This window comes from Streptomyces rapamycinicus NRRL 5491, assembly GCF_024298965.1.
GTDB lineage: Bacteria > Actinomycetota > Actinomycetes > Streptomycetales > Streptomycetaceae > Streptomyces > Streptomyces rapamycinicus.
This window is the reverse complement of sequence record NZ_CP085193.1, coordinates 5,277,567-5,300,220: the sequence shown is the minus strand read 5'-3', so window position 1 is coordinate 5,300,220 and position 22,654 is coordinate 5,277,567. Positions and strand designations below refer to the sequence as shown.

At 70.6% G+C, this 22,654-nt stretch carries 1 protein-coding gene; it reads left to right on the top strand.

Annotated elements, in window-relative coordinates; genetic code table 11:
• Nucleotides 1-153 precede the first annotated feature (153 nt).
• Complete coding sequence (locus tag LIV37_RS21835; protein ID WP_243146182.1) at nucleotides 154-22,554, top strand: type I polyketide synthase; 22,401 nt, start codon at nucleotides 154-156, stop codon at nucleotides 22,552-22,554.
• The last annotated feature ends 100 nt before the right edge of the window (nucleotides 22,555-22,654 follow it).

Genomic DNA, 22,654 nt, shown 5'->3' with positions numbered 1-22,654 from the left:
CTTCGGCTTGGGGCCCTAGGGGCTCGGCTAGGGGTTGTTCCCTCTCTTGGGATCCCATAGTTTTCACTCGGATCTGGTGACGTGCCCAACGGTTTACCTCGGCATTCATTTGCCCCGGGGATGCGTTGGCCTGCCCTGAATAGGTGGCGTCGAATGGCTAATGAAGATACTCTTCGCGATTACCTCAAGCTGGTAACGGCCGATCTTCGCCAAACGCGGCAGCGCATCCGGGAAATGGAAGAGGCCGACAAGGAGCCGATCGCCATTGTCGCGATGAGCTGTCGGCTGCCTGGTGGGGTCGATTCCCCGGAGGCCCTTTGGCAGATGGTATCGACGGGCACCGATGCCATTTCCGACGTCCCCACCGACCGCGGGTGGGACCTTTCCGCGCTTCAGCGCCCTGACGGTGACGCCGACGGCAGCGGAACCCCCGTGATCCCGCCCGGCGGCTTCCTGCACGATGCCGCCGCCTTCGACCCGGCCTTCTTCGGGATCTCCCCGCGCGAGGCGTTGGCCATGGACCCGCAGCAGCGGCTGCTGCTGGAGATCTCGTGGGAGGCGTTTGAGCGGGCCGGTATCGACCCCGCGACCATGCGGGGCAGCCGGACCGGCGTGTTCGTGGGAATGACCGGACAGGATTACGGTCCACGGCCCCACGAGGCGGCGGAGAACCTCGTGGGCCACTTGATGACGGGCAACACCGCCAGCGTCGCGTCCGGGCGAGTGGCGTACACCTTCGGGCTGGAGGGCCCGGCGGTCACGGTGGACACGGCGTGCTCGTCGTCCCTCGTGGCCCTGCACCTGGCGGCCCGGGCGCTGCGCCAGGAAGAGTGCTCGTACGCGTTGGCCGGGGGCGTCACCGTCATGTGCAGCCCCGGCGCGTTCATCGAGTTCAGCCGCCAGGGCGGGCTGTCCCCGGACGGCCGGTGCAAATCGTTCGCCGGGACCGCCGACGGTACGGGCTGGGCGGAGGGCGCGGGCCTGCTGCTGCTGGAACGGCTGTCCGACGCCCGGCGCAACGGCCACCAGGTGATCGCCGTGCTGCGGGGTTCCGCCGTCAACCAGGACGGTGCCAGCAACGGGCTCACCGCCCCCAGCGGCCCGGCGCAGCAGCGCGTCATCCTGGAGGCCCTGGCCAACGCGCGGGTCGCACCGGACGAGGTGGACGCGGTCGAGGCGCACGGCACGGGCACCCGGCTCGGCGACCCGATCGAGGCGCAGGCGCTGCTGGCGACCTATGGGCGCGAGCGGTCGTGGGACCGCCCCCTGCGGCTGGGATCGCTGAAGTCGAACATCGGCCATGCGCAGGGTGCCGCGGGCGTGGCCGGTGTCATCAAGATGGTGATGGCGATGCGGCAGGGCGTCCTGCCGAAGACACTGCATGTGGATGAGCCGACATCGCATGTGGACTGGTCGTCGGGGGCGGTGTCCCTGCTGACGGAACCGGTCGAATGGCCCCGGACCGACCGTCCCCGGCGCGCGGGGGTGTCCTCCTTCGGCATCAGCGGCACCAACGCACACGTCATCGTGGAGGAGGCACCGGACGACGAACCGGCGGCCGAGCAGCCGCCCGCCGGTGACGCCCTCCCGTGGCTGGTGTCCGGCCGAAGCGACCAGGCGCTACGGGCCCAGGCTCGCGAACTGGCGGCTCATGTGGCCCAGCGGCCGGAGCTCGGTGCTCTGGACATCGGCTATTCGCTGGCCACCGCGCGAGCGCACCACGACCACCGCGCGGTCGTGCTCCCCGCTGACGAACCGGGAACGCGAGCCGCCCTGACGGCCCTTGCGGACGGCAAGGCCGGCCCCGATGTTGTCGAGGGTGTGGTGGCGGAGGGTAGGTGCGCTTTCCTGTTTGCGGGTCAGGGGTCGCAGCGGGTGGGGATGGGGCGGGGGTTGTATGAGGTGTATCCGGTGTTCGCGGAGGCGTTTGATGAGGTGTGTGCGGGGTTTTCGTTGCCGGTGAGGGATGTGGTGTTCGGCGGGGATCAGGGGGTTCTGGATCGTACGGAGTTTGCTCAGCCTGCGTTGTTTGCGGTTGAGGTGGCGTTGTTCCGGTTGGTGGAGTCGTGGGGTGTGGTGCCGGATTTTGTACTTGGGCATTCGGTGGGTGAGTTGGCGGCGGCGTATGTGGCGGGGGTGTTTTCGCTGCGGGATGCGTGTGGGTTGGTGGAGGCGCGGGGTCGGTTGATGCAGGGGTTGCCGTCGGGTGGGGCGATGGTGGCGGTGGAGGCGTCTGAGGCGGAGGTGTTGGAGGGCTTGCCGGAGGGTGTGGATGTGGCGGCGGTCAATGGTCCGGTGTCCACGGTGGTGTCGGGTGTGGCGTCGGTGGTGGATGTGGTGGCGGCCGAGTGGGAGGCGCGGGGTCGGCGGGTGCGTCGGTTGCGGGTTTCGCATGCGTTCCATTCGTCCCTGATGGAGGGGGTGCTGGAGGATTTCCGGCGGGTGGCGGAGTCGGTGGAGTACGAGGCACCGAGGATTCCGTTGGTGCTGAATGTGTCGGGTCGGGTGGGTGTTCCGGAGGGTGCGGAGTACTGGGTCCGGCACGTACGGGAAGCGGTGCGGTTCCACGACGGTGTCCGTGCTCTGGAGGCCGAGGGCGTGACCACGTTCGTGGAGTTGGGTCCGGACGGGACGTTGTCGGGGATGGTCCAGGACGGTGTGTCCGGCGCCGGGGTGAGCGTTCCCGTGCTGCGCCGCGACCGGCCTGAACCGGAGACGTTGTGGCGGGCGGTGGCCACGGCCTATGTGCGGGGTGTGCCCGTCGACTGGTACGCGGTCTTCGCCGGTAGTGGGGCCCGCCGCGTCCCCCTGCCCACCTACGCCTTCCAACGCGAGCGCTACTGGATCGACGCCCCCGCCGCTTCCGGCGATGCCGCCGCCCTGGGACAGCGTTCGGCCGGGCACCCCCTGCTCGGGGCGGCGGTGGGCCTGGCGGACAACAACGCGCTCCTGTTCACCGGCAGGCTGTCGGTGCGGTCCCAGCCCTGGCTCGGCGACCACGCCGTGCTCGGCAATGTGATCGTCCCTGGCACCGCTTTCGTCGAACTCGCCCTGCACGCCGCCGATCAGGTCGGCTGCGACCGGGTGGACGAGCTGACACTTGAAGCCCCCTTGCTGCTCCCCGAGCAGGGCGGTGTCCAGGTCCAGGTCGTGGTGGGCGACGCGGACGGCTCCGGGGCCTGGCCGTTCACCGTGTACGCGCGGCCGGAGCATGCGGCCGCGCCGTACGAGCCCTCCGCCGAGCCGTCCTGGACGCGGCACGCGACCGGCGTGCTGCTCGCCGCCGACACCACGGAACCGGCCTCCGAGCTATCCGTGTGGCCGCCCACCGGGGCCGAGTCCCTCGATGTCGGCGACCTCTATGACGACCTGCGCGATCTCGGGCTCGGCTACGGCCCGGCGTTTCACGGGCTGCGGGCGGCGTGGCGGCTCGGCGATGCCCTGTACGCCGAGGTGAGGCTGGCGGACAGCGTGCCGACGGACCGGTTCGGCCTGCACCCGGCACTGCTCGACGCGGCACTGCACACCATGGCGGTGGCGGGCGGCCCGGGCCAGGGCGCCGAGGTGCGTCTGCCGTTCTCGTGGTCCGGTGTGACCCTGTACGCGTCGGGGGCGTCGGCCCTGCGCGTACGGGTGACGCACACCGGCACGGACGCCGTCTCACTCCTGGTGGCCGACGACGACGGCCGAGCTGTGGCCTCGGTCGAGTCCCTGTCGCTGCGGCCGGTCTCGGCAGGTCAGCTCCAGGCCGCCGGTCGGTCCGCCGACCCGAACCACCTCTACGCCGTCGAGTGGAGCGCGGCGACACCGACGCCCCTGGCTGAGCCCCTGGCTGACGCCGAAGCCGACAGCGGACGGCCGTATGCGGCCATCGGCCCGGTGCCGTTCGCCCCGGAGGACTGCGTCCGGTACGCCGACACCTCGGCGCTGGTGGCCGCGCTCGACGCGGGCGCGCAGGTCCCGGCGGCGGTACTCGTGGCATGCGGCGACGGAGGCGCGGGTGGTTCGGGAGCCGGTGGGTGCGGGGTGCGGGATGTCGTCTCCGAGGCGCTGTCGTGGGTGCACCGGTGGCTGGAGGATGACCGCTTGGCCTCGTCGCGGCTGGTGTTCATGTCGCGTGGCGCGGTGGCGGCGAGCCCGGGTGAGCGGGTGGCGGACCTCGCCGCCGCCGCGGTGTGGGGGCTGATCCGGTCCGCGCAGTCGGAGCACCCCGACCGCTTTGTGCTGCTCGACACCGACGCGCACCCCGACTCGCGCGACGCGCTGCGCACGGCCGTGGGCGCGGGACATCCGCATCTCGCCCTGCGCCATGGCGAGGTGCTCACCCCCACACTCCGGCATGCCGATGGCGACGAGGCCCTGGCCCTGCCCGTCGAGGCCCTGGCCCTGCCCGTCGAGGCGCTGCCCCTGCCCGTCGAGTCCGCGTCGGCCTGGCGCCTGGACACGGCGAGCGGAGGCACCCTGGAGGACTTGTCCCTCCACCCCTCCACCACCGCCGACCAGCCATTGGAGCCGGGGCAGGTGCGGGTGGCCGTCCGCGCCGCCGGCCTCAATTTCCGCGACGTTCTCAGCAGCCTGGGGATGTACCCGGGTGAGGCGGCGATCGGAGTCGAGGGGGCCGGGGTCCTCGTCGAGGTTGGCCCCGACGTCAGGGGATTGGCGCCGGGCGACCGCGTGTTCGGCCTGCTGCCGGACGCGTTCGGCACCCACTCGATCGCGGATCACCGGATGGTGGCGCGGATTCCCGACGACTGGTCCTTCGCGGAGGCGGCGTCGGTCCCCCTGGTGTTTCTCACCGCGTACTACGGGCTTATCGACCTGGCTGGGTTGGGGTCGGGTGAGTCGGTGTTGGTGCATGCGGCCGCTGGTGGGGTGGGGATGGCGGCGGTGCAGTTGGCGCGGCATGTGGGTGCGGAGGTGTGGGCGACGGCGAGTCCGGTGAAGTGGGGTGTGCTGCGGGAGATGGGGCTGGATGCGGAGCGCATCGCTTCGTCGCGGGACCTGGGTTTCGAGGAGCGGTTCCTTGCGGCTACGGGGGGCCGGGGTGTGGATGTGGTGCTGAACTCGCTTGCGGGCGAGTACGTGGACGCGTCGCTCCGGCTGCAACCGCGCGGCGGCCGGTTCCTCGAGATGGGGAAGACGGACATCCATGCTGCCGAGGAAGTGGCGCAGCGGTACCAGGGAGTGGTGTATCAGGCATTCGATCTGATCGAGGCGGGTCCGGAGCGGATCGGGGAGATGCTGTCGGAGTTGATGTCTCTGTTCCGGGAGGGTGTGCTGCGGCCGCTTCCGTTGACGGTGTGGGATGTGCGGCGGGCGCGTGAGGCGTTCCGTTTTATGGGTCAGGCGCGGCATGTGGGCAAGGTGGTGCTGACGGTTCCGGTGCCGCTGGATGGTCGGGGCACGGTGTTGGTTACGGGTGGTACGGGTGTGTTGGGTGCGTTGGTGGCGCGGCATTTGGTGGAGGCGCGTGGTGTGCGTCGTTTGGTGCTGACCAGTCGGCGGGGTCTGGCGGCTGAGGGTGCGGAGGAGTTGTGTGCCGAGTTGTCGGCTCTGGGTGCTGAGGTGTCGGTGGTGGCGTGTGATGTGGCGGATCGTGAGGCGCTGGCGGAGGTCATCGCACGTATAGGGGATCTGTCGGTGGTGGTGCATGCGGCGGGTGTCCTGGATGACGCGGTGGTGGAGTCGTTGACGCCTGAGCGGGTGGAGGCGGTGTTGCGTCCGAAGGTGGACGCGGCGTGGCATCTGCATGAGCTGACGCGGGGGATGGATCTGTCGGCGTTTGTGCTGTTCTCCTCGGCGTCCGGGACCTTGGGTGGTCCTGGTCAGGCGAACTACGCGGCGGCGAACAGTTATCTGGATGCTCTGGCTGAGTATCGCAGGGGTCAGGGGTTGCCTGCTCAGTCCCTTGCTTGGGGGCCGTGGGAGCAGGTGGGGGGTGGTATGGCCGGTGGGCTGGGGGATGCCGATGTGCGGCGGATGGCCCGTTCGGGTTTGGTGGCGTTGGTGGCCGAGGAGGGGCTGGCGCTGTTCGACGCGGCTGAGCGGTATGCCTCGGCCGTCGTCGTGCCGGCACGGCTGGACCGTGAGGCATTGCGCGGGCGGGCGGACTCCGTACCCACCCTGCTCAAGGGGCTTGTGACCAGCACGCCGAACCGACGCGGCTCCACCCGACGTGCCGTATCGTCCGCCGCCTCGACTCCCGGGGCGCGGTCCTTGGCCGATCGACTGGCCGGGATGTCCGTCGAGGAGCAGCAGAGGATCCTCCTGGATCTCGTCCGGACCGAGGTGGCGACCGTGCTGGGCCATACCTCGGCGGAGACCCTGGACGACACCCAGACCTTCAAGGAGCTGGGCTTCGACTCGCTCACGGCCGTGGAACTGCGCAACCGCCTCAACGCGGCCACGGCGCTGCGGCTCACCTCCACCCTCGTCTTCGACTACCCGACCCCGATCGCCCTGGTGGAACATCTGCGTACGGCGCTCGTCGGGGCCGACACCGCCATACCGATCGCTACGGCGACCGTGGCCGCCGTCGATGACGACCCGATCGCGATCATCGCGATGAGCTGCCGCTACCCGGGTGAGGTACGGGCTCCCGAGGATCTGTGGCAGCTGGTTGACCAAGGCCGGGACGCGATCTCGGACTTCCCGACCGACCGTGGCTGGGATCTGGACGCGCTTTACTCCGCCGACCCGGACGAGCCGGGCACGTCCTATGTCCGGCAGGGCGGATTCCTCTACGACGCGGGGGAGTTCGACGCGGCGTTCTTCGGTATCAGCCCGCGCGAGGCCGCCGCGATGGACCCGCAGCAGCGGCTGCTGCTGGAGACGTCCTGGGAGGCGTTCGAACGGGCCGGGATCGATCCGGCGTCGCTGCGGGGCAGCCGGACCGGCGTGTTCGCCGGTACGGACAGCCACGACTACTCGATTCTGGTGCACCGGGCGGCGGAGCAGGCCGAGGGCTACTTGGTGACCGGTACTTCGGGCAGTGTGGTGTCCGGGCGGGTGGCGTACACCTTCGGGCTGGAGGGCCCGGCGCTGACGGTGGACACGGCGTGCTCGTCGTCGCTGGTGGCGCTGCATCTGGCCGCCCAGGCGCTGCGGAAGGGCGAGTGCTCGATGGCGCTGGCCGGCGGAGTCGCGGTGATGGCCACTCCTTCCGGCTTCATCGAGTTCAGCCGTCAGCGGGGGTTGGCGATCGACGGACGGTGCAAGGCGTTCGCGGCGGGCGCGGACGGTACGGCGTGGGGTGAGGGCGTGGGCGTCCTGCTGCTGGAGCGACTGTCGGACGCCCGGCGCCATGGGCATCCGGTGCTGGCGGTGGTGCGGGGCAGTGCCGTGAACCAGGACGGGGCGAGCAATGGGCTGACGGCGCCGAATGGGCCGTCGCAGCAGCGGGTGATCCGCGATGCCCTTGCGGGTGCGGGGTTGTCGTCGGGTGATGTCGATGTGGTGGAGGGGCATGGGACGGGGACGACGCTAGGTGATCCGATCGAGGCGCAGGCGCTGCTGGCGACGTATGGGCAGGGACGTGCGGCCGATCGGCCCCTGTGGTTGGGGTCGTTGAAGTCGAACATCGGGCACAGTACGGCCGCGGCGGGTGTCGGTGGCGTCATCAAGATGGTGATGGCGATGGGGCATGGGGTGTTGCCGAGGACGTTGCATGTGGATGAGCCGTCGCCGCATGTGGACTGGTCGTCGGGTGGGGTGTCGCTGTTGACGGAGGCCCGGGAGTGGCCGGAGGTGGACGGCCGTCCGCGCCGGGCCGGGGTCTCCTCGTTCGGTGTCAGCGGGACCAATGCGCACGTGATCCTTGAGCAGGTCGTCGAGGCCGATGATGTCGCGGTCGTGGAGGGGCCGGGGGAGTCGGCTGGGGACGGGCCGGTTGTGTGGGCGGTGTCGGCGAGGAGTGCTGAGGCGCTGCGTGAGCAGGCGGGGCGTCTGGTGTCGTGGGTGGGGGCGCGGCCTGGGCTGAGGCCGGTGGATGTGGGCTGGTCGCTGGTCAGTTCGCGGGCGGTGCTGTCTGAGCGGGCGGCGGTGGTGGGGCGTGATCGTGCCGAGTTGCTTGAGGGGCTGCGGGTGTTGGCGTCCGGTGGGGGTGGGGCTGGTGTGGTGTCCGGTGGTGTGGTGGGTGTGGGGAAGTCGGTGGTGGTGTTTCCGGGGCAGGGGTCGCAGTGGGTGGGGATGGCGGTGGAGTTGTTGGGGGTTTCTCCGGTGTTTGCGGGGCGGATGGCGGAGTGTGAGCGGGCTTTGTCGGTGTATGTGGATTGGTCGTTGGTGGGGGTGTTGGGGGATGGGGTGGCGTTGGGGCGGGTGGATGTGGTGCAGCCGGTGTTGTGGGCGGTGATGGTGTCGTTGGGGGCGTTGTGGGAGTCCTTTGGTGTGGTGCCGGGTGCGGTGGTGGGGCATTCGCAGGGGGAGATTGCGGCGGCGTGTGTGGCGGGTGCGTTGTCGTTGGAGGACGGGGCGCGTGTGGTGGCTTTGCGGAGTCGGGCGTTGAGGGTGTTGGCGGGTGGTGGGGGCATGGTGTCGGTGGGGGTTTCGGTTGATGAGGTTGGTGTGCTGTTGGAGCGGTGGGGGGGCCGGGTGGGGGTGGCGGCTGTCAATGGGCCTTCGTCGGTTGTGGTGTCGGGTGATGGGGAGGCGTTGGATGAGTTTGTTGGGGTGTGTGGGGTGGAGGGGGTGCGGGCGCGGCGGGTTGAGGTGGATTACGCGTCGCATTCGGTGGGTGTGGAGGTGTTGCGGGAGCGGTTGTTGGAGGAGTTGGGCGGGATTGCTCCGGTGCGGTCCCGGGTGCCGTTCTTCTCCACGGTGACGGGTGACTGGATCGATACCGAGTTGTTGGATGCGGAGTACTGGTATCGGAATTTGCGGGAGACGGTGCGTTTCGCGACCGCGACCGAGGTGTTGTTGGCGCAGGGTTTCGATGTGTTTATTGAGGCCAGTGCGCATCCGGTGCTCGCGGTCGGGGTGCAGGAGAGCATTGACGCGGCGGGTGCGGGGGCTGTGGTTTTGGGGTCGCTGCGTCGTGACGAGGGCGGGTTGGACCGGTTTTTGCGGTCTGTGGGGGAGGCGTATGTCCATGGTGTGGCGGTGGACTGGTCCTCGTTGTTCGGGGGTGCGCGGCGGGTCGAGTTGCCGACGTATGCCTTCCAGCGGCAGCGCTACTGGCTTGATGTGCCGGTGGTGTCGGGTGATGTGTCGGCTGTGGGGTTGGGTGTGGTGGAGCATGGGTTGTTGGGGGCGGTGGTGCGGTCGCCTGATGGTGCTGGGGTGGTGCTGACGGGGCGGTTGTCGGTGGGGTCGCATTCGTGGCTGGCGGATCACGTGGTCATGGGCCGGGTGTTGCTGCCGGGTACGGCCTTTGTCGAGATGGCGATGCGTGCTGGAGACGAGGTCGGTTGTGACCGTCTGGACGAGTTGACCCTGGAGGCCCCGCTGGTCATTCCGCAGGACGGTGCCACCCAGCTCCAGGTCACCGTGGCCGAGCCGGACGACAACGGCGTCCGGAGGATCGGTGTCTACTCCCGTCCCCAGGGCGCTCCGCCGGACTCGCCGTGGACCCGGCACGCCGAGGGTCTGCTGTCGCCCGGTGCCCTGGAGACCGTAAGCGCTTCGGAGACCGTGAGTGCTCCGGACATCGTGAGCGCACCGGACACCGGCATGAGCATCGCGTCGGACACCGGCGGCGGAGGCGACCTCGTGGTCTGGCCGCCGCAGGGCGCGGTACCCATCGACATGACGGGCCTGTACGACGAGCTGGCCGAGGCCGGTCTGGAGTACGGTCCGCTGTTCCGGGGGCTGCAAGCGGCCTGGCGGTCGGACGACGAGGTCTTTGCCGAGGTACGGCTCCCGGAGGGGGCCGACGCCACCGGTTTCGCACTCCACCCCGCGCTGCTCGACGCGGCGCTGCACGGTGCGGGTCTCGGCCGGTCCGTGGACAGCCATGGGCTGCCGTTCTCCTGGACAGGCGTCGTTCTGCACGCCGTCGGTGCGTCGGAGCTGCGCGTCAGGCTGTCCCCGACCGGCCCGGACACGCTGTCCGTACTGGCCGCCGACGTGACCGGGCGCCCGGTGGCCTCGGTCGAGTCGCTGGCACTGCGGTCGGCGTCGGTGGAACAGCTGGCTGAGGCGGTCCCCGCCGTAGTGGCTCCCGGTTCGCTCTTCGACGTCGAGTGGGTCGCGGCCCCGCTGCCCAGCGGTGACGAGCCGAACGACGCGGCGACGTGGGCTTGCCTCGGGGATGTCGCGCTGGCCGCTGCCCTCGGGGTGCGCTTCCACGACAACCTCGAAACGCTGGCCGATGCCGATGCCGATGCCGATGCCGATGCCGATGCCGATGCCGGTGCCGTGGACACCGGTACAGCGCCGACCGTTGTGGTGGCGGCCCCGGCGCCGGGGCCCGACGACGACCCGTTGTCGGCGGTCCGTACGGTCATCCACCAGGCACTGGCCCTGGTCCAGGCGTGGCTTGCTGACGAACGGTATGCCGGTGCGCGCCTGGTGTTCCTCACCCGGGGAGCCGTGTCCGTACCCGGCGACGCCGGGGTGAACGATCTCGCCTCGGCTTCCCTCTGGGGGCTGGTCCGGTCGGCGCAGTCAGAACACCCTGAACGGTTCGTCCTGGTGGATGTCGACGAGGACGACGCCTCCTGGGCGGTGGTGCGGGCGGCCGTCGCTTCCGGCGAGTCCCAGTCGGCCGTACGCGCGGGCAAGGTGCTGGCGCCCCGGCTCGCCCACACGCGGCACGAGGACGCGGGGGTCCTCCGGGAGCTTGCGGGCACGGTCCTGATCACAGGCGGCACGGGCGTCCTGGGTGCGTTGGTGGCGCGGCATTTGGTGGAGGCGCGTGGTGTGCGTCGTTTGGTGCTGACCAGTCGGCGGGGTCTGGCGGCTGAGGGTGCGGAGGAGTTGTGTGCCGAGTTGTCGGCTCTGGGTGCTGAGGTGTCGGTGGTGGCGTGTGATGTGGCGGATCGTGAGGCGCTGGCGGAGGTCATCGCGCACATAGGGGATCTGTCGGGGGTGGTGCATGCGGCGGGTGTCCTGGATGACGCGGTGGTGGAGTCGTTGACGCCTGAGCGGGTGGAGACGGTGCTGCGTCCGAAGGTGGACGCGGCGTGGCATCTGCATGAGCTGACCCGCGATGTGGATCTGTCGGCGTTCGTGCTGTTCTCCTCGGCGTCCGGGACCTTGGGTGGTCCTGGTCAGGCGAACTACGCGGCGGCGAACAGTTATCTGGACGCGCTCGCCCAGCACCGCCGGGCCCAGGGCCTGCCCGCCCAGTCCCTCGCCTGGGGTCTGTGGGAGCGGTCCAGCGGCATGACCGGACAGCTCGACGAGGCCGACCTACGGCGCATCGCGGACCTGGGCGTCCTCCCGCTGTCCGCGGCCGAAGGCATGTCGGCGTTCGACACCGCGCTGAGCTCCGGCCGGACGTTCCTGGTCCCCATCCGCCTGGACACCGCCGCGGTACGCGCACAGGCCGAGTCGGTGCCGGACATCCTGCGCGGTCTGGTCCGGAGCCGACGGCGTACCGCCCAATCGGGGCCCGCCCGGTCGCTGCTGCGGCGGCGTCTGCTGCCGCTCACCGAGAGCGAGCAGGAGCGGTTGCTGCTGGACGTCGTGCGGGAGGAGATCGCCTCGTTGCTGGGGCACGCCGGCCCCGAGACGATCGTCCCGGGCAGCGCGTTCAAGGACCTCGGGTTCGACTCGCTCACCGCCGTACGCCTGCGGAATCGGCTGGGCGCGGTCACCGGACTGCGGCTCCCCGCGACCATGGTGTTCGACTACCCGAGCCCGCTCGTGCTGGTGGCCTACCTCCGTACGGAAATCCTCGGCGCGACCGGGGCGGAGAGCGGCGCCCCGGTGCCCGTCGCCGTATCGGACGAGCCGCTGGCCATCATCGGCATGAGCTGCCGCTTCCCCGGTGATGTCCGGTCTCCGGAAGCACTGTGGACGCTGCTGGCCGACGGTGGTGACGCGGTGTCCGCCTTCCCCACCGACCGCGCCTGGGACCTGGACCAGCTCTACGACCCGGATCCGGACCGCTCCGGCACGTTCTACGCCACCGGCGGCGGATTCCTGCACGGCGCCGCGGACTTCGACGCCGCCCACTTCGGCATCAGCCCGCGTGAGGCGCTGGCGATGGACCCGCAGCAGCGGTTGCTGCTCGAGGTGTCCTGGGAGGCGTTCGAGCGAGCCGGGATCGATCCGGCCTCGGTGCGGGGCAGCGAAACCGGTGTCTTCATCGGCGCCATGTCGCAGGACTACGGTCCCGCGCTGCACGAGGCGCCGCGCGACGTCGAGGGCTACCAGCTGACCGGGGTGGCGGCGAGCGTGGCCTCGGGACGGCTGGCGTACACCTTCGGGCTGGAGGGCCCGGCGGTCACGGTGGACACGGCGTGCTCGTCGTCCCTGGTGGCGCTCCACCTGGCGGGGCAGGCGGTACGCCAGGGCGAGTGCTCGATGGCGCTGGTCGGCGGCGTCACCGTGATGTCCAGTCCGGCGGCCTTCATCGAGTTCAGCCGCCAGCGCGGACTGTCCCCCGACGGCCGCTGCAAAGCGTTCGCCGCCTCCGCGGACGGCACCGGATGGGCGGAAGGCGCGGGCGTCCTCGTGGTGGAACGGTTGTCCGACGCGCGCCGGAACGGGCACCGGGTGCTCGCGGTCGTCCGGGGTACGGCGGTCAACCAGGATGGTGCCAGCAACGGCCTGAGCGCGCCCAACGGCCCCTCGCAGCAGCGGGTGATCCGCCAGGCGCTGGCGAAGGCCGGGGTCGCCCCCGACCAGGTCGACGCGGTGGAGGCGCATGGCACCGGCACCTCGCTGGGCGATCCGATCGAGGCGCAGGCGCTACTGGCGACATACGGCCAGGACCGGCCCGCCGACCGGCCGCTCCGACTCGGCACGGTCAAGTCGAACATCGGCCACGCGCAGGCGGCGGCGGGTGTGGCGGGTGTGATCAAGATGGTGATGGCGATGCGGCACGGCACGCTGCCGAAGACCTTGCACGTCGACGAGGCCACACCGCATGTCGACTGGTCTGCGGGCAGCGTGTCCCTCCTGACCGAGCGCACTCCCTGGCCGGAGAACGGGCATCCGCGGCGAGCAGGCGTGTCCTCCTTCGGGATCAGCGGCACCAACGCCCACGTCATCCTGGAACAGGGCCCCTCGGCCGAGCCACCCGCGCCCACCGACGGCGACGAGGCGACGGGCATCGTGCCGTGTGTCCTGTCCGGCAGCACCGAGAGGGCGTTGACGGCCCAGGCCGCACAGCTCGCCGACCACGTGCGAAACGACTCCGGGCTGCGCCCCGTGGATATCGGCCTCTCCCTGGTGACCTCGCGTGCGGCGTTGGAGCGGCGTGCGGTGGTGTTGGGGGTTGGCAGGGAGGGGTTGTTGGACGGGCTGGGGGTGTTGGCTCGTGGGGAGTCGTCGCCGCTGGTTGTCGAGGGTGTCGCTACGACGGGTCCGGTGGCGTTTCTCTTCGCGGGTCAGGGGTCGCAGCGGGTGGGGATGGGGCGGGGGTTGTATGAGGTGTATCCGGTGTTCGCGGAGGCGTTTGATGAGGTGTGTGCGGGGTTTTCGTTGCCGGTGAGGGATGTGGTGTTCGGCGGGGATCAGGGGGTTCTGGATCGTACGGAGTTTGCTCAGCCTGCGTTGTTTGCGGTTGAGGTGGCGTTGTTCCGGTTGGTGGAGTCGTGGGGTCTGGCTCCGGATTTTGTACTTGGGCATTCGGTGGGTGAGTTGGCGGCGGCGTATGTGGCGGGGGTGTTTTCGCTGGGGGATGCGTGTGGGTTGGTGGAGGCGCGGGGTCGGTTGATGCAGGGGTTGCCGTCGGGTGGGGCGATGGTGGCGGTGGAGGCGTCCGAGGCGGAGGTGCTGGAGGGCTTGCCGGAGGGTGTGGATGTGGCGGCGGTCAATGGTCCGGTGTCCACGGTGGTGTCGGGTGTGGCGTCGGTGGTGGAGGCGGTGGCGGCTGAGTGGGAGGCGCGGGGTCGGCGGGTGCGTCGGTTGCGGGTTTCGCATGCGTTCCATTCGTGCCTGATGGAGGGGGTGCTGGAGGATTTCCGGCGGGTGGCGGAGTCGGTGGAGTACGAGGCACCGAGGATTCCGTTGGTGCTGAATGTGTCGGGTCGGGTGGGTGTTCCGGGGGGTGCGGAGTACTGGGTCCGGCACGTACGGGAAGCGGTGCGGTTCCACGACGGTGTGCGTGCTCTGGAGGCCGAGGGTGTGGCCACGTTCGTGGAGTTGGGTCCGGACGGGACGTTGTCGGGGATGGTCCAGGACGGTGTGTCCGGGGCCGGGGTGAGCGTTCCCGTGCTGCGCCGCGACCGGCCTGAACCCGAGACGCTGTTGGCTGCCGTGGCCCGCGCCTACGTCCGCGGCGTCCCCGTGGACTGGACGGCGGCGCTCCCCTCCGGGGCCCGTCAGGTGGACCTGCCGACGTACCCGTTCCAACGGCAGCGGTACTGGCTGCGCTCCTCCTCCACCACCGGGATGGCCGCCGTCGGCCAGGCGTCGGTGGACCATCCGCTGCTCGGCGCCGTGGTGCGGCTCGCCAATGGAGCGGGACTGCTGTTCACCGGACGCCTCTCGACCGCCACCCATCCGTGGCTCGCCGACCACGCGGTGCTGGGCAGGCTGCTGCTGCCCGGAACGGCATTCGTGGACATGGCGCTGCGCGCCGGGGAAGAGGTGGGCTGCGACCAGGTGGCCGAACTGACCCTGGAGGCACCGCTGGTGCTCCCCGACCGTGGCGCCGTGGAGCTGCAGCTCACCGTCGGCGCCGCCGACCCGGCCGGACGCCACCCGATCAGTGTGTACGCACGCCCGGAGACGGCGGCCGAGGAGCACCCGTGGACCCGGCACGCCACCGGCACACTCTCCGCCCAACTGAACGATGACGACGAGTTCGACCTGGCCGTGTGGCCGCCGGCCGGTGGTGTCGCGGTGGACACCGACGACCTCTACGCACGCCTCGCGGACGCCGGAGTCACCTACGGTCCCGGGTTCCAGGGGCTCTGCGCGGCATGGCGGCTGGGGGACGAGCTCTTCGCCGAGGTACGGCTGCCCGAGCACCTCGACGGCGATCGGTTCGGCCTTCACCCCGCCCTGCTGGACTCCGTCCTGCACAGCCTGGCCGGTCAGGCACCCACCGGGCTGCGCCTTCCGTTCGCCTGGTCGGGTACGACGCTGTACGCGACCGGCGCCTCCGCGCTGCGGGCGCGACTGACCCCCGACGGTGACGGATCGGTGTCACTGCGGCTCGCCGACCCCGCCGGACGTCCGGTCGCGTCCGTACGCTCCCTGGCCACCCGCCCGGTCGCGCCCGAACAGCTCGACGTCGCCGGGACGATCCCGCGGAACAGCCTCTTCCAGGTCCAGTGGACTCCGGCGCCGTCGGCCGTACCCGATGAGCGGACGTCGTGGTCCGTCCTGGCCGGTGACGATCCCGTACGTGCGCTCGCGGACCTCGCGGAGACGGAGACGGAGACGGGGACGGGGACGGGGACGGGGACGGAGGCGACCACGGCCGGTGCCACGGTGCCCGATGTGGTGGTGTACGAGGTCCCGGCGGGTGCGGGCGACCTCCCGGCGGTTCGCACGGCCACCGAAGGCGCCCTGGCGCTGGTGAAGTCCTGGCTCGCGGACAGCCGGTTCGCCGATGCCCGGCTGGTGTTCGTGACGTCCAGTGCGCTACGGACCGACGAGGACGGGGAGGAGGACGGCGATCTCGCCGCCGCCGCCGTGCACGGCCTGATCAGGTCGGCACAGTCGGAGCACCCCGGACGGTTTGTGCTGGTGGACCGCGACAGCCGGGACACGGACGCGGAGCTGCTGCGGCAGGCTGTCAGCACCGGGGAGCCGCAGATGGCGGTACGTGGCGGGACGGTTCTGGTTCCGCGGCTTCGTGGTGTGTCGGTGTCGGAGGGTGGGGAGGTTTTCGGGGCTCGGGGTGCGGCGTTGATTACGGGTGGTACGGGTGCGTTGGGTGGGGTGGTGGCTCGGCATTTGGTGGTGGAGCGTGGTGTGCGGCGGTTGGTGTTGGTGAGTCGGCGGGGTATGGCGGCTGAAGGCGCGGAGGAGTTGTGTGCCGAGTTGTCGGCTCTGGGTGCTGAGGTGTCGGTGGTGGCGTGTGATGTGGGGGATCGTGGGGCGTTGGCGGGTGTGGTGGCGGGTGTGGGGGATTTGGCGTGGGTGGTGCATGCGGCGGGGGTGCTGGATGACGGTGTGGTTGGTTCGTTGACGGCGGAGCGGTTGGATGCGGTGTTGCGTCCGAAGGTGGATGCGGCGTGGTATCTGCATGAGTTGACGGCGGGGTTGGATCTGTCGGCGTTCGTGCTGTTCTCGTCGGCGTCCGGCACTCTGGGTGGCCCGGGGCAGGCCAACTATGCGGCGGCCAACGCCTTCCTGGACGCTCTTGCCGGCCGGCGCCGCGCCCATGGCCTGCCCGCGCTCTCCCTGGCCTGGGGCCTGTGGGCGCAGGACGGCGGTATGGCCGGCGGCCTCGGCGATCCGGACCAGCAGCGGATGGCCCGTATGGGGATGACCGCGATGTCGACGGACGACGCTCTGAAGGTCTTCGACGCCGCCGTCGGTTCCGCACACTCGGTTCTGCTGCCCATGCGGTTGGACATGGCCGTCCTGCGCGAGCAGGCGGCGAGCCTCCCCCCGCTGTTCTCCGGTCTCGTACGGACCCGTGGCCGCCGCATCGCGACGGCGGGTGCAGGTGACCCGGCCTCGCTCCGGGAGCGCCTGGCCGGGCTCGGACAGGAGGAGCGGGCGGAGCACCTCCTGGAGTTGGTGCGGCGCGAGGCCGCGACCGCGCTCGGCCACGGCTCCGAGGGGGCCGTGGACACGGACAAGGCGTTCCGGGAGATCGGCTTCGACTCGCTGACCGCCGTCGAACTGCGGAACCGGCTGGACACGGCGACCGGGCTGAGGCTTCCGGCGACGTTGGTGTTCGACTATCCGACGCCTGCGGCGCTGGCGGCTCAGCTGGGTGGTGAGCTGTTCGGTGGTGAGGCGGATGCCGTTGTGGTGCCGTCGTCGGGTGCGGGGGTGGCGAGTGATGAGCCGTTGGCGATCGTGGGGATGGCGTGCCGTTTCCCGGGTGGGGTGGAATCCCCCGAGGGGTTGTGGGACCTGGTGGCCTCCGGCGGCGACGGCGTGTCGGAATTCCCCTCGAACCGGGGCTGGGACCTGGAGAAGCTCTACGACCCCGATCCGGACCGGCCGGGCACATCGTACGTGCGCCATGGCGGCTTCTTGCATGGGGCTGTGGAGTTTGATGCGGAGTTCTTCGGTATTTCGCCGCGTGAGGCGGTGGCGATGGATCCGCAGCAGCGGTTGTTGCTGGAGGTGGTGTGGGAGGCGTTGGAGTCCGGTGGGTTGGTGCCGGGTGAGCTGCGTGGGCGTGATGTGGGTGTGTATGCGGGGGTGATGTATTACGACTATGCGTCCCGGCTGGGGGTTTTGCCTGAGGGTGTTGAGGGTTATGTGGGGACGGGGAATACGGCGAGTGTGTTGTCGGGGCGGGTGGCGTATGCGCTGGGGTTCGAGGGTCCGGCGGTGACGGTGGATACGGCGTGTTCGTCGTCGTTGGTGGCGTTGCATATGGCGGGTCAGGCGTTGCGGGCGGGGGAGTGTTCGATGGCGGTGGTGGGTGGTGTGACGGTGATGTCGTCTCCGGGGACGTTTGTGGAGTTCAGCAGGCAGCGGGGGTTGGCTGTTGATGGGCGGTGCAAGTCGTTTGCGGGGGCGGCGGATGGGACGGGGTGGTCGGAGGGTGTGGGGGTGTTGGTGGTGGAGCGGTTGTCTGAGGCGCGGCGGCGGGGTCATCGGGTGGTGGCGGTGGTGCGGGGTAGTGCGGTGAATCAGGATGGTGCGTCGAATGGGTTGACGGCGCCGAATGGTCCGTCGCAGCAGCGGGTGATTCGGCAGGCGTTGGGTCGTGCGGGTGTGGTGGCGGGTGAGGTGGATGTGGTGGAGGGGCATGGGACGGGGACGGTGTTGGGTGATCCGATTGAGGCGCAGGCGTTGCAGGCGGTGTATGGGCGGGAGCGGTCGGGTGGTGAGCCGTTGTGGTTGGGGTCGGTGAAGTCGAATATTGGGCATGCGCAGGCGGCGGCGGGTGTGGCGGGTGTGATCAAGATGGTGATGGCGATGCGGCACGGGGTGCTGCCGGGCACGTTGCATGTGGATGAGCCGTCGCCGCATGTGGACTGGTCGTCGGGTGGGGTGTCGCTGCTGAGGGAGGCTCGGGAGTGGCCGGAGGTGGGTGAGCGTCCGCGTCGGGCGGGGGTGTCCTCGTTCGGGATCAGCGGTACCAACGCTCACGTCATCCTGGAACAGGCCCCCGAAACCGGCCCCACCGAAACACAGCGGGAATCCAGCGGCCCCGAGACACTGCCCTGGCTGGTCTCCGGTCGTACGGAGCAGGCTCTGCGCGCCCAGTCCGCCCGTCTGCGGTCGTTCCTCCACCAGCACCCCGGGATCGATCTGGCCGATATCGGCTTCTCACTGGCGACGGCCAGGGACTCCTTCCCGCACCGGGCCGTGGTGACCGCACATGACCAGGCCGGGTTCCTGGACGGCCTGGACGCGCTGACGCGTGGGGAGTCGTCGCCGCTGGTTGTCGAGGGTGTCGCTACGACGGGTCCGGTGGCGTTTCTCTTCGCGGGTCAGGGGTCGCAGCGGGTGGGGATGGGGCGGGGGTTGTATGAGGTGTATCCGGTGTTCGCGGAGGCGTTTGATGAGGTGTGTGCGGGGTTTACGTTGCCGGTGAAGGGTGTGGTGTTCGGCGGGGATCAGGGGGTTCTGGATCGTACGGAGTTTGCTCAGCCTGCGTTGTTTGCGGTTGAGGTGGCGTTGTTCCGGTTGGTGGAGTCGTGGGGTCTGGCTCCGGATTTTGTACTTGGGCATTCGGTGGGTGAGTTGGCGGCGGCGTATGTGGCGGGGGTGTTTTCGCTGGGGGATGCGTGTGGGTTGGTGGAGGCGCGGGGTCGGTTGATGCAGGGGTTGCCGTCGGGTGGGGCGATGGTGGCGGTGGAGGCGTCCGAGGCGGAGGTGCTGGAAGGCCTGCCGGAGGGTGTGGATGTCGCGGCGGTCAATGGTCCGGTGTCCACGGTGGTGTCGGGTGTGGGGGATGCGGTGGAGGCGGTCGCGGCGCAGTGGGAGGCTCAGGGTCGGCGGGTGCGTCGGCTGCGGGTCTCGCATGCGTTCCACTCCTCCCTGATGGAAGGGATGCTGGAGGATTTCCGGCAGGTGGCGCAGTCGGTGGAGCACGAGGCACCGAGGATTCCGTTGGTGCTGAATGTGTCGGGCCGGGTGGGTGTTCCGGAGGGTGCGGAGTACTGGGTCCGGCACGTACGTGAGGCGGTGCGTTTCCACGACGGTCTCCGTGCCCTGGAAGCTGAGGGTGTGGGCACGTTCGTGGAGTTGGGTCCGGACGGGACGTTGTCGGGGATGGTCCAGGACGGCGTGTCCGGGGCCGGGGTGAGCGTTCCCGTCCTGCGCCGCGACCGGCCCGAACCCGAGACGCTGTGGCGGGCACTGGCCACCGCCCATGTGCGCGGTGCCGCCGTCGACTGGCACGCGGTCTTCGCCGGATCGCGCGTCATCCCCCTGCCCACCTACGCCTTCCAGCGGAAGCGCTACTGGCTGGAGGAGGCCGCGGCTCCCATGGACGTGTCCTCCGCCGGGCTCGACTCGGCCGGACATCCGCTGCTCGGGGCGGCGGTCGCGCTCTCCAGCGGTGATGAGTACCTCTTCACCGGGCGGCTCTCCGTATCGGCCCTTCCCTGGCTGGCCGACCACCAGGTCATGGACCGGGTTCTGTTGCCGGGGGCGGCGTGTGTGGAGTTGGCGTTGCGTGCTGGTGACGAGGTGGGGTGTGGTCGGGTGGAGGAGTTGACGTTGGAGGCGCCGTTGGTGGTGCCTGATGGGGGTGGGGTGCGTTTGCAGGTGGTGGTGGGTGGTGCTGATGAGGTGGGGGCGCGGTCGGTGGAGGTGTTCTCGTGTGAGGAGGGTGTGTCGTCGGGGGTGCCGTGGGTGCGTCATGCGTCGGGTGTGTTGAGGGCTGTTGGGGTGGCTGGGTCGGTGGGTGTGGGGGTGTGGCCGCCGGAGGGTGCGGAGTCGGTGGTGGTGGATGGGTTGTATGAGCGGTTGGCCGGTCTGGGGTATGGCTATGGGCCGGTGTTCCGGGGGTTGCGGGCGGCGTGGCGGCTGGGGGAGGAGATCTACGCCGAGGTCGAACTGCCCCCCGGCACCGACAGCGCGTCGTTCGCCCTGCACCCCGCGCTGCTCGACGCCGCCCTGCATGCCGCTGCCCTCGACGCCGCCGACCGTACGCCGGACGAGGCCGGGATCCGGCTCCCGTTCCAGTGGAACGGCGTCACCCTGCACGCCAGGGGCGCTTCCGCGCTCCGCGTCCAGGTGTCCCCCGTAGGCGACGAAGCGGTGGCGCTGTCCATCGCCGACAGCACCGGCGCCCCGGTGATCACGGTGGATTCCCTGGCCGTGCGGCCGGTGAAGCCGGAGCAGTTGGCCGCCGTCGGCGGAGTGTCGCACCACCGTGACGCACTGTTCGGTGTGGACTGGGTCGAGCCGCGGCCGGAGCCCGCACCGCCCGCGGCCGGATGGTGGGGTGTGCTCGGGGCGGACGGCCTCGGGCTGGCCGAGACGCTGACGGACGCCTCCGTGTCCGTACGCTCCTTCCCGGACCTGAGCGCGTTGGCCGAGGCATCGACCCAGGCCGCGGCGCCCGACGTGGTGGTGGCGTCCTGTGTCTCGCACTCCGTTCCGTCCGGCCCCGCCTCCGGCCCCGCCTCCGCGACCGCATCCACGACCGCATCCGAGACAGTTGCCGCGGACGCCGCGCGGGACACGGCACATGGTGTGCTGCGGCTGCTGCGGGACTGGCTGGCGGAGGAGCGTTTCACGGGCACCCGCCTGGTTCTGGTCACCCGCGGCGCCGTGGCCGCCCGGCCCGGGGACGGTGTGGCGGATCTGGCCGCGTCGGCCCTGTGGGGCCTGGTACGGACGGCGCAGACGGAGCACCCCGACCGTTTCACCCTGCTGGACCTCGATGACGCGCACACCTCGCGCCGCGCCCTCCCCCAGCTCCTCATGTCGCTGGTCGCGGCGGAGGAACCGCAGGCGGCGATGCGTGGCGGGGTCGCGTTCGTGCCCCGGCTGGCCCGGCTGCGGCCGCGGCAGCCGTCCCCGTGGGACACGCGAGGGACCGTACTGATCACCGGCGCCACCGGCACCCTGGGCGCGCTGACCGCCCGCCACCTCGTCACCGAACACGGCGTACGCCGTCTGCTGCTGGTCAGCCGCCGGGGCCCGGCGGCCGAGGGAGCCGCCGAACTGGCGGCGGAACTCACTTCGTCGGGCGCCCAGGTGACCGTCGAGGCATGCGATGTGGCGGACCGGGCAGCGCTCGCGGGGCTGCTGGCACGGATCCCCGAAGAGGCCCCGCTGACCGGTGTGGTGCACGCGGCCGGCGTGGTCGACGACGGGGTCCTCCAGACCCTGGAACCCGAACAGCTCGACCGAGTGCTGCGCCCGAAGGTGGACGCCGCGCTGAATCTGCACGCCCTCACCAAGGGCCTGCCCCTCTCCCGGTTCGTCCTCTTCTCCTCCGCCGTCGCCACGATGGGCGCGGCCGGACAGGCCAACTACGCCGCCGCCAACGCCTTCCTGGACGCCCTGGCCCAGCGGCGCCGGGCGGCGGGGCTGGCCGGGACCTCGCTGGCCTGGGGGCTGTGGGCGTCGGAGAGCGGCATCACCGGCACGCTGGACGCGACGGACCGGCGGCGGATGAGCCGGACCGGAGTGGTCCCGCTGGCCGATGCGGAGGGGCTGCGGCTGCTCGACGCCGCGCTGTCCACCGACCGGCCGCTGGCGGTGCCGATCCGACTGGACCTCGCCGCACTGCGGGCGCGGCCCGCCGAACTGCTCCCGCCGCTGTTCCACGGGCTCGTACCGGTCCCGGCGGCGGGTACGGCGGCGAACGGCTCGGTGCCCTCGCTCGCGCAACGGCTGGCCGGGGCCTCCGAGGCCGAGCGGGAGCTCCAACTTTCCGACTTCGTCCGTGAGCAGGTGGCCGCCGTCCTCGGGCACGCCTCGTCGGCCGCCGTCGATCCGCACCGCACCTTCGGCGAGCTGGGCTTCGATTCGCTGGCCGCGGTCGAGTTCCGCAACCGGTTGACCGCCGCCACCGGCCTCCGGCTGCCCGCCACGCTGATCTTCGATCAGCCCACCACGTCCGCGCTGGTGAGCCATCTCGCCGAGCGGATCGTGCCGGACGGCACCGCGTCCGTCCTGCCGTTGCTGGCGGAGCTGGACCGGATCGAGGACGACCTCGCGGCGCTGTCCCGGAACGACGTGGCCCGCGCGAGGCTCACCGTGCGGCTGCAGGAGCTGCTGTCCATGGTGGACGGGGCGGGCGGAGCCATCAGTGACACCACGGTCGCGGAGCGGATCGACTCGGCGACCGACGACGAGATCTTCGAATTCATCGACACCGAACTGGGCCACTAGCTGCGGCGCTCAGCGGACAAGCAGCGCGTCAACGCACCGACAGAAGTTTCCCACCGCACCACCGACGGGTTTCCGTTCCCGGGCGAGGAGCTGAACGGCC